The 10,132-nt window shown below is 44.2% G+C and carries 8 protein-coding genes; 4 read left to right on the top strand and 4 right to left on the bottom strand.

Translation table 11 applies throughout. The features are described from left to right. Positions 1-23: 23 nt before the first annotated feature. A complete protein-coding gene (locus A4E24_RS07550) occupies positions 24-641 on the top strand; it encodes an AzlC family ABC transporter permease (RefSeq protein ID WP_292352672.1) in 618 nt (205 codons plus the stop codon). 13 nt (positions 642-654) lie between these two features. Here A4E24_RS07550 and A4E24_RS07545 read toward each other — a convergent pair whose 3' ends face one another. Next, a complete protein-coding gene (locus A4E24_RS07545; RefSeq protein ID WP_292352673.1) occupies positions 655-783 on the bottom strand; it encodes a hypothetical protein in 129 nt (42 codons plus the stop codon). Between A4E24_RS07545 and A4E24_RS07540 the strand changes: the two genes are divergently transcribed. The 3 genes from A4E24_RS07540 to purB all read left to right on the top strand — a co-directional run bounded on the left by A4E24_RS07540 (position 722) and on the right by purB (position 5,935). Continuing rightward, positions 722-985, top strand: coding sequence for a branched-chain amino acid transporter permease (locus A4E24_RS07540; RefSeq protein WP_292352671.1), 264 nt, complete (start codon positions 722-724; stop codon positions 983-985). The two genes, A4E24_RS07545 and A4E24_RS07540, sit on opposite strands and share 62 nt — an antisense overlap. 317 nt (positions 986-1,302) lie before the next feature. Beyond that, a complete protein-coding gene (locus tag A4E24_RS07535; RefSeq protein ID WP_292352668.1) occupies positions 1,303-4,455 on the top strand; it encodes a tetratricopeptide repeat protein in 3,153 nt (1,050 codons plus the stop codon). 142 nt (positions 4,456-4,597) lie between these two features. Then, on the top strand, positions 4,598-5,935 hold the full coding sequence (gene purB, locus A4E24_RS07530; RefSeq protein WP_292352667.1) for an adenylosuccinate lyase: 1,338 nt from the start codon (positions 4,598-4,600) through the stop codon (positions 5,933-5,935). 58 nt (positions 5,936-5,993) lie between these two features. Here purB and uvrA read toward each other — a convergent pair whose 3' ends face one another. The 3 genes from uvrA to A4E24_RS07515 all read right to left on the bottom strand — a co-directional run bounded on the left by uvrA (position 5,994) and on the right by A4E24_RS07515 (position 9,939). Further along, positions 5,994-8,825 (bottom strand): excinuclease ABC subunit UvrA, encoded by a 2,832-nt coding sequence (gene uvrA / locus A4E24_RS07525; protein ID WP_292352666.1) that lies wholly within the window; start codon positions 8,823-8,825, stop codon positions 5,994-5,996. Positions 8,826-9,062: 237 nt separating this feature from the next. Further along, the gene (locus tag A4E24_RS07520) at positions 9,063-9,503 is read right to left on the bottom strand and encodes an SRPBCC domain-containing protein (protein WP_367121166.1); all 441 of its coding nucleotides are present in this window, start codon (positions 9,501-9,503) and stop codon (positions 9,063-9,065) included. A gap of 283 nt (positions 9,504-9,786) precedes the next feature. After that, a complete protein-coding gene (locus A4E24_RS07515; protein WP_292352664.1) occupies positions 9,787-9,939 on the bottom strand; it encodes a DUF1328 domain-containing protein in 153 nt (50 codons plus the stop codon). Between the last annotated feature and the right edge of the window lie 193 nt (positions 9,940-10,132).

Here is a 10,132-nt window from a genome sequence, read left to right as displayed (position 1 = left end):
GATGACCATAAACCTTGGTATTAGTGAAAAGAAGGCTTTACAAGCCTTCGCTGAGTGAGGATACTACAAGGACCCTAATATCTGTAGCACTGCTGGCGGCAGGGGCAGGGCTTATGGAGTTCCTGACCCTCACGCTTCTTATTAATCTCAGGCATTCATTTTACGGTATCTCAATGCTTGAGAAGTTCTCTGATGTGGGTAGATTTAGAACATATCTCATTTTTGCACTTACTGATGAAACATATGCCCTGCTTACGACTACAAAGGTTCCCGACAGAGCCTCAAAAAGCGATTTTTATTTGTATATAGCTATCCTGAACCACTTTTATTGGATCACAGGATCTGTCATTGGAGCTATACTGGGGTCAGTGCTTGAGATCGATATGGAAGGTATGGCTTTTGTGCTAACCGCATTATTCGTGGTGTTGACCATTGAGCAGTACTACCATTCGAAGGCAGTTTTTCCCTTTATAGCTGCTATAGTTGCAGGTGTGGTCTCCATTGTGCTATTCAGTCCCCAAAACATGCTTCTAGCATCAATTATAATTGGAACTCTCATTCTGCTGTCACATGAGAAAATGGTGCAGGCTAAACGCACCTCTGCATTAATGGCAGATACTGATCAGGAGGATGGCCTCTGACCTATGGAATGTTTCATATGATTGCTGTGATAGCAGTTGTAGCCATTGCCACATTCATCACAAGGGCATTGCCTTTTGTTCTGTTCAAGTCAGCAGAGCCTCCTGAATTATTGTCTGTTATTGAAAAGGGACTTCCACCCATGATCCTTTTACTGCTTGTTCTTTATTGTCTGAAGGATACACACTGGTTTCAGTTTCCCTATGGAGCTCCGGAACTTTTTACAATACTAGTGATCATAGTTTTGCATACATGGAAAAGAAATGCAATGCTAAGTATATTTGCAGGTACCTGCCTGTATATGTTATTAGTTCAGTATGATGTGTTTTCGAATCTCTTTTTATGATCAGGGTCCAGATGTCACGCAGATAGAAAGGTTAAATATAATATATGTTAAAATAATTTATTAACTTTATTTTTTAATCAGATAATTTATTTATATCACGCGTGTCTTACTATAATAAGGTGCTTCAGCAATTGGACTATGTCACAGTGCATAATTTGTTCGTTTCAAAGAGAACAAAAATCTTATCTAACATAACACAATAAGGTTATAATTACTAGAATTTCCTGACAGGTATTCAGATGGCATTAAACAAGTTATCACTTTCAGCTTGCGCATTGGTGATGTTGATTTTCCTTTTTACTCCGTGCGCTAATGGTATGGGTTATGAGGCAAGGTCGTTCAATGACCAGGGTCTTGAAATGAGTCGTAACGGTTCTTATACGGAAGCCCTGAAGTTATTTGACCAGGCCCTGGAACTCGATCCTCGATCAATAGAGATCCTTGAGAATAAGGCTGAAACACAATACCTCATGGGAAATCCTCAGGCTGCCCTCGATTCCTATGAAGCCATCTTGGACATGAAATCAAATTCCAGTGAGATCCTCTACAAGAAAGGTATTATGCTGGAGGCTTTAGGCAGATTTAATGAGTCCCTAATTATTTATGAAACTTCTCTTGAAAAGTTCGGTGTGCAGTATTCACAATCTTCAGGTCGATCTGAAACTTCTTCTTCAAATGACTCTACTTTAAATGATGATAATGTTACAACTTTTGATGTTGAATATATTAAACTGGTCTTTCACAAAGGCAAATCCCTTGATGGTCTTGGAAGGCATGATGAGGCCATGGTCTGTTATGACCAGATACTTAACATTTTCTCAAAATATGCAAATTCCATGTATGATACGGGTTATTCCTATTTACAGGTAGGAAGATACAACGATTCCATTGCATCTTTTGACACAGCTCTGACAATGGTTCCAGATAACCCTGAGATCTGGTTTGCAAGGGCAGCTGCTTATGAAGCTATTGGTGAACACGAAAAGGCCATGGCAGATTATGACAATGTTCTGAAGCTTGAGCCTCTCAATGCTGAAGCATTGTCTGGAAAAGCAAGATCAGCAGTTACTTTAGGAGATCACGCTTCAGCTATAGAAGCATATAATCTTCTTCTTTCCCAGGACCCTTACAATATAGATGCCTGGTATCTGCAGGCACAGAGTTATGATAGTCTGGAACAATATACTGATGCCATTAACTGTTATGATCAGGTGCTTGCGCTTGACCCTCTAAATGCGACTGCATGGAATAAGAAAGGCAGGAATTTAGATTCTCTGGGGAGATATTCTGAAGCAATAGAATGCTATGATCGTGCACTGCAGTTAAATCCCGATGGTCTGAGCGGTTTGTATGTAGCAGATATGTCCTCTTACCTCTTTATAGATGAAGTCAATTCAATGGAATGTTATACTGGATCCCCTCAATTCAAAACTGATTCGGCGCATATATGGTACAATAAAGGTACTGCTTTTTATAAACTTGGTAACTATGAGGATGCGATCTCGTCCTATGACAAGGTAACAGAACTCGAACCCAGCTTTGCTATAGTATGGTACGATCGTGCAAAAGCTTTTGATATGCTTCAAAAGTATGATGAAGCAGTTGCTAGCTATAGCAAAGCCCTCAATGAAGAATCTTGTGCAAGAGTATGGTTTGAGAGAGGCATGGACCTTGACAAGCTCGGGCGGCCAGTAGATGCCATAAAAAGTTATGATAAAGCCATTAAAGAGGATCCTGGTTTTTCGGCTGCTCTATATGCAAAAGCTTCTAACCTTGAAACCATGGGAAGATACACAGAGGCACTCAACACTTATAACAAATTACTGGAAATGCATCCGGAATCTGCCGATATATGGTATCGTAAAGGTATAGTTTTCGACAAGCTTGGAAAATACGAAGAAGCCATTTCTGCGTATGAGCAGACACTTGCATTAAGTCCGGGCTATAAGGAAGCTAATTTCCGTATAAACATAGATAATAATCTTATAAAAGCAGACAATGCAGCTGAAAACATGGACATAAAGGGAACCGATAAAGCTACGATGTTCCAGATCTTCAAAGGTCTAGTTCTCTCTCCCCTGGGTAATAATGAAGCATCCGACATTGTGGTAAGATCGATCAACAATGACGATGAACCCCAAGTGGGATCGTTTACTGTGGATTCTGTTGATGTATGGGACGCTAAGGGTATTTCCTATCAGAACATTGGTAATTACGATGAGGCTATCGCTTGCTTTGACAAAGCCCTTATGCTTGATCCTATGGCTGTCAAGGTCTTATGCGATAAAGGCTCAGCCTTGATGGAAGCTGGGATGGACCTGTGGGCTATTGAATGCTATGAGAATGCCGTGACGTTTGATCCGTCCTACTCGCCTGCATGGTATTCTCTGGGAGTTGTTTCTTTGAGCACCGGTGATACGGATAGAGCATTGATGTGTTTTGACAATGTGCTCGCTCTTGAGCCTCAGAACACTCCCGCCATGCTGCAGAAAGGACGTGTGCTTTCAAGTACAGGTTCTTATGAACAAGCGCTTCAATATGCAAACGCTGTTCTATCCATAGATCCAAAGAACTCGCAGGCTTTATGCGATCGTGGTGATGTCTACTATGCACTTGAAAGATATCCGGATGCAGCATCTTCTTATGATACAGCACTTGAGAATGATCCTGGTAATGTCAGTATCCTTTATAAGCAGAGTGCAGCGTACGAGAAGCTTGGGCAATTTGACAGGGCTATAGGTAGTTACGATCAGATCCTTGCAGAGCAGCCTCAGAACACGGATGCTATCTATCATAAAGGATTGGCACTTGACAGGATGGGCAGATACGATGATGCTATCGCTTGCTACGATCAGTTGCTCCAGTTGGAGCCCTCGGACACCCTGATAATGGGTACAAAAGCCTTCTCCTTCTATCTTAGAGGAGACTATCAGCAAGCTCTGGCAGAATATGATAAGGTGCTGGCAATTGATCCCACATCCGTGTCTGCAATGTACCATAAGGGTACTATTTCGTATCTTGTCAGCAGCTACAAGGGTTCAATTTCCTATTACAACAAAACCCTTGAACTGGACCCCATGTGTGTAACTGCCTGGTATAACAAGGGTTTCATATTCAATGTAATGGGTCAGGTCGAAACAGCTATATCCTGTTATGATAACGCTCTAGCCATTGATCCTGCCTGCACATCAGCACTTTACAACAAGCGTTTTGCTCTGTATAGGATAGGTAAATCTGAAGAGGCCGAGATATGCAAGCAGACACTGGAATCCATAGATCCCGGCTTTGAAGCAGCATTAAAGGACCGTGGAACACAGTTCTTCCTTCCCACAATGTACAGTGAATCTCTGGACTACCAGCTTCCTGCAAGGTGGTATCCGGAAGATAATACCACTTCTCAACAACAGAACGGAAGCGTTGGATATGAGCCTCTGCCGGCTCAGAGTCCCTCCTTCGGTCCGGGAAATTGATGGCAGAAGACTTATACGTCTGCCATTGTCCTTTTTCATACCTCTATTTGTTACAGAGTGATTGCCACTCAAAGCATATTTATTGATTCAGACTTACTATACGTCAGAGAGACCGTGAAAACAACTTCAGGAGAATCTATAGATGGCCATTCACCCCATTGAATATCGTTATGGTACAGAAGAGATGAAATTTATCTGGAGCGAAGCCAACCGCCTTCATAAATTGATGATGGTAGAAACTGCACTTGCTAAAGCTGAAGCAGATATAGGTCTGATCCCTAAGAAAGCTGCCGATATCATATCTGCCAGTACAGGTCTTGTAGAGCTGGATCGCGTGAAGGAGATAGAGGATGAGATCCACCACGACATGATGGCCGTGGTGATCGGGATATCAGAAAAATGTCCTGAAGATGCCGGTAAATGGGTGCATTTTGGTGCCACTTCCAATGACATACTTGATACTGCCACTGGTCTCCAGCTTAAGGAAGCTGTACAGATCCTGGAAGACAAAATACACAGGCTGTTGGATGTGTTGCTCATGCAGGCAGAGGCTCACAAGCATACCGTATGTGCGGCAAGGACACACGGGCAGATAGGTGTGCCTACAACATATGGCCTGAGATTTGCTATCTGGGCTTCTGAAATTGCACGTCATATCGAGCGTCTGGAACAGCTCAAACCTAGGCTGCTGGTAGGGCAGATGACCGGTGCCGTAGGTACGCAGGCAGCTTTTGGCAAGGATGGAATAGAGATACAGAAACGTGTGATGCAATATCTTGAGATCGGTTCAGTGGACGTGTCCAACCAGATCATACAGCGTGACAGGCATGCTGAATTCGTCATGTGGATGGCCAACACTGTAACAACACTTGATAAAATAGGCGTAGAGATACGTTCCCTCCAAAGAACGGAGATCGCTGAAGTAGAGGAAAGCTTCAGGAAAAAACAGGTAGGATCCTCCACAATGCCTCACAAGCGCAATCCCATCAAATCCGAACAGATATGTGGTCTTGCAAGGATCGTGCGTGCCATGGTGGAGCCTGAACTTTTGAACAATACCCTGTGGGATGAACGTGATCTCACCAACTCCTCATGCGAAAGGATCGTATTCCCTGAAGCATGTGTGCTCACAGACCATATTATCAAACTGGGTATAGGCGTTATAGAGAACCTCAGGTTCTATCCGGAGAACATCCGCCGTAACCTCAACCTGCTCAGGGGCCTGAACATGGGAGAAGCTGTGATGATTGAGCTCGCAAAACGCGGTGTCGGCCGGCAGGAAGCCCACGAGATCGTGCGTTCCAGTGCCATGGAAGCTCATGAGACAGGAAAGCATTTCAAAGAAGTCTTGCTGTCAAAACCTGATGTTGCAAATTACCTTACTGAAGAGGATATTAACAACCTTGTAGATCCGGATAGATATATAGGCACAGCAGTTGAACAGGTTGAAGCTGTTGTTGAGAAGCTGAAGAGAAAGTGAAAGAGAAGATGAACTTCTTCTCTTTGACAAATCCTCAATGGATCTCTGCGCCTTCGGATCATTTCTTCTTATTCAGAATACGTCTGAGGAATTCAGCTGTATAGGATATTTCATTTTGTGCGACTTTCTCGGGTGTGCCCTGGACTATGACTTGTCCACCTTTCTCCCCGCCTTCTGGTCCCAGATCGATGATCCAGTCAGCTGTCTTAATGACATCCAGGTTATGTTCGATGACTATAACTGTATTTCCGCTGTCAACCAGTTGCTGCAGGACTTCCAGTAGTTTCTTAACGTCATGGAAATGCAGTCCGGTTGTGGGTTCGTCCAGAATATACACTGTTTTACCTGTTGAGCGTCTGCTAAGTTCCGTGGCAAGCTTTACACGCTGCGCTTCGCCACCGGATAATGTAGTTGAGGACTGGCCAACTTTTATGTAACCCAGACCCACGTCATACAGGGTCTGAAGTTTGCGCTGGATGGCGGGGATGTTCTCGAAGAATTCCAAAGCCTCTTCCACCGTCATATCCAGCACGTCCGCTATGTTGCGGTCCTTATATGTGACTTCCAGTGTCTCGCGGTTGTACCGCTTGCCATGGCACACTTCGCAAGGCACGTATACGTCAGGGAGGAAATTCATCTCTATGGTGATGGTACCATCCCCGGAACAAGCTTCACATCTGCCTCCCCGTATGTTGAAGCTGAACCTTCCGGCCTGATATCCCCTTGCTTTTGCAAGTTTTGTCTGGGAGAACAATTCCCTTATGGGTGTGAACAGGTTGGTGTAAGTAGCAGGATTGGACCGCGGGGTTCTGCCAATAGGTGACTGGTCGATGGTGATCACTTTGTCTACCTGTTCCAGTCCGCTGATAGATCCATATTTGCCTGGTCTTTCCCTGGCCCGGTTGAGTTCTTTTGCCAGCACCTTGTTCAGGGTCTCATTGATAAGCGTGCTTTTTCCGGAACCCGACACGCCCGTAACACATACCATTATTCCAAGGGGGAAGTCCACATCCAGGTCTTTGAGATTGTTCTCGCTGGCACCGTAAAGAGTGAGCTTGCCGGTGGGTTTTCGCCGTTTTTTCGGAACCTCTATGCTAAGTTCACCGCTCATGTATTTTCCTGTGAGCGAGTCCTTGTTCTCTATGATCTGCTGTGGGGTGCCTTCTGCAACTATATCGCCTCCGTGGATACCGGCTCCGGGCCCCATGTCCACGACATGGTCGGCGCTTTCTATAGTTTCCTCGTCATGCTCCACCACAAGGACAGTGTTACCTATGTCTCGCAGGTGTTTCAGTGTATTGATAAGCCTCAGATTATCTCTCTGGTGCAGCCCTATGCTGGGCTCGTCCAGAATGTATAGCACTCCCATGAGGCTGGAGCCTATCTGTGTGGCCAGGCGAATACGCTGTGCCTCTCCTCCAGATAGTGTGGCTGCCGGCCTGCTCAGTGTGAGATAGTCCAGGCCCACATCCATAAGGAACCCAAGTCTTGCCTTTATCTCTTTCAATATCAGGCGGGCAATTGTGTATTCCCTGTCATTGAGCTTTGTTTCCACGTTCTGGAAGAAGTACAGAGTTTCCTCCACGGACATGTCTGTTATATCGATTATATTCTTTCCGTCAATAGTGACCGCAAGGCTTGCAGGCTTCAGTCTTTTTCCATTGCACACCAGGCATGGCTTGGTACTGATGTACCGTGTCATCTTTTCTTTCGTGTTCTCGGATTCTGTGTTCTCATAGGTTTTGGATATATTGGCAATAACTCCTTTGAATCTGCCAGTGTGCTGCCATATGCCTCCGGTGCGGCCCACATGTATGAAGGGTATATGCTCATGAGTGCCATACATTATCACATGCTTTGTCTTTTCAGACAATTGTTCATAGGGTATATCCATGGAAAATCCCATGTGCTTTGCCAGGGATTCCAATGACTGCATGTAATAACCGTCAGCTGTGCTCCAGGGCTCCACTGCGCCTTCCCGCAGGCTCAGGGACTTGTCCGGTACGATCAGATCCGGGTCGAACTCCATGGAAGTGCCCAGCCCATGACATTCCGGGCAGGCTCCCTGGGGGCTGTTGAATGAGAATGCGGAGGGTTCAAGATCCTCAAAACCTGTGCCGCATTCCGGGCAGGCCATTTTCTCGCTGAAGGTCAGTTCTTCGCCTTCGACTATTTGTATTGTCATGGTGCCTCCACTCTTTGCGAGGGAAGTTTCCACGTCTTCAGCAAGTCTTTCCCGGATGCCTTCCTTTATGACAAGCCTGTCAACAACGATATCGATATTATGTTTGTTATATCTGCCAAGCTCAATGTCCTTTGCATCTTCAAGCGGGTAGATCTCCCCGTCAATACGGACCCTTGAAAAACCATCTGCCAGCAGGTCAGCAAGCAGCTTCTTGTATTCTCCCTTTCTTTCTCTTACCAGGGGAGCCAGAATATGGACCTTTGAGCCTTCTTTGATGTTCATTATGCTGTCTACGATCTGGTCCACGCTCTGGGGTTCAATTATCCTTCCGCAATCAGGGCAGTGGCGAATGCCAATTCGAGCGTACAGAAGCCTCAGATAATCATATATCTCGGTAACAGTACCCACAGTGGACCTGGGGTTCTTGCTTGTGGTCTTCTGTTCGATGGAGATGGCCGGAGATAACCCCTCTATATATTCGACATCGGGTTTCTCCATAAGTCCAAGGAACTGCCGGGCGTAGGCAGAAAGCGATTCCACATACCTGCGCTGTCCCTCGGCATAGATGGTGTCAAAAGCAAGGGACGATTTACCCGAACCACTGAGCCCCGTAATAACGATGAGCTTGTCTCTGGGCAGTGTCAGGTCGATGTTCTTCAGGTTGTGCTCCTTAGCTCCTCTGATTATTATATTGTTCAAAGACATGGTCTGATACGTCTCTTTATAATGTGTTCAATATCAAAAAACCGTGTGGAGTAAAGAACTTTTCCCCATATGCTCCACTTTATGCCATTAAATCGCCTTCAATGATATTTAAATAATTCGGGGATCCTATGGCAGCAAAAGGAGATCATCTAATTAGAACAGAAATCTAAGGAGCTAATGTGATAGCCTCCTTAAGGTATCGCCTTATTCCGTAGCAGATACTATAACAGATAAGTTCTATTTCTCCGCCAGTTCTTTGAGCTTTTGCAGTGCTTTAGGCCACATTTCCTGGAACATCTCCTTGTATTCGTCCTCTATATCTATATCCACCAACACCTCGGTTGTGCCGTCTATTTCTTTAAATGTGTAATTTTCAAGTGCTCCGGCCCATTCTTTCGCCGCTTTGCTTGAAGTGTCTTCTTTTCCATCCTGCACAATGCCAATGTGCTCAATAGAGAGGTACTGATATGGTCTGTTTTCTTTTATTCGGCTCACCATGCCTGAAGTCTCATCAGAAGCCCTGAAAAGTATTTTGCTTCCTTGACTCCAGTCACCGACATAATTTGAACCGGGAGCAAATACTTCCGCCCATAGCCGATAGGTATCTATATCGAGCATAGTGTTCCAAACATGCTCTTTTTGCTTATTGATAACGATTGAAAAATGTAGTTTGTGCATATATTTCCAGTCCCCTGCAATTATAGTTGTTAACCGTTTGTTTGAAACTTATGGTATTGACATCAGCCTTTATTGAATGCGATTTTAGTATCCATAAGTTACAAACCTTGAGTAAATAACTATAGTTATACTCTGTTTTGGAATTGTTACTGTGCATTCTCATAATTAGACAGCCTCAAAAGGTATATTCCAAAAAATAATCTAAAGATTCTTTCTGGTAGTATATTCCCGGAACTGTTCATGGAAGAGGATATCCTTAAGGTATCTCTTCTATGGCATCCTGTCACAGGATGAACGTTACTATTGCCAGTATTACAAAGATGATCACAAGCCACTTTGCGATCTCCATTGACATGCCTGCAACTCCACGTGCTCCCAATACATAGGAAACAAAAGCCAGTATCAGGAAAAGAATAGCTAATCCTATTAGGTCCATATTCTCCACTCCTTGTAAAATCCTAGTCGTTTATAAAATATTAGATTCACGCTATTTATAAGTTGATGTTTAAAAGCTTTAACAATGAGCTGAATTTTAAGAAGAGATGTGAAAGGTAATTCTGTCAGATGTTAGGTATCTGTGTGCATCGTTGGAGCTAAATTCATTGTATCTATATATTTGATATTAGAAA

It is taken from the genome of Methanomethylovorans sp. PtaU1.Bin093, assembly GCF_002067275.1.
GTDB lineage: Archaea > Halobacteriota > Methanosarcinia > Methanosarcinales > Methanosarcinaceae > Methanomethylovorans.
This window is presented reverse-complemented; position numbering and strand designations above follow the sequence as displayed.

Bases quoted from the DNA above. Each gene is read 5' to 3' on its own strand.
- A4E24_RS07545 (WP_292352673.1), bottom strand. From the start codon at position 783: ATGGGTGGAAGTCCCTTTTCAATAACAGACAATAATTCAGGAGGCTCT.
- A4E24_RS07535 (WP_292352668.1), top strand. From the start codon at position 1,303: ATGGGTTATGAGGCAAGGTCGTTCAATGACCAGGGTCTTGAAATGAGT.
- purB (WP_292352667.1), top strand. From the start codon at position 4,598: ATGGCCATTCACCCCATTGAATATCGTTATGGTACAGAAGAGATGAAA.
- uvrA (WP_292352666.1), bottom strand. From the start codon at position 8,825: ATGTCTTTGAACAATATAATAATCAGAGGAGCTAAGGAGCACAACCTG.
- A4E24_RS07520 (WP_367121166.1), bottom strand. From the start codon at position 9,503: ATGCACAAACTACATTTTTCAATCGTTATCAATAAGCAAAAAGAGCAT.
- A4E24_RS07515 (WP_292352664.1), bottom strand. From the start codon at position 9,939: ATGGACCTAATAGGATTAGCTATTCTTTTCCTGATACTGGCTTTTGTT.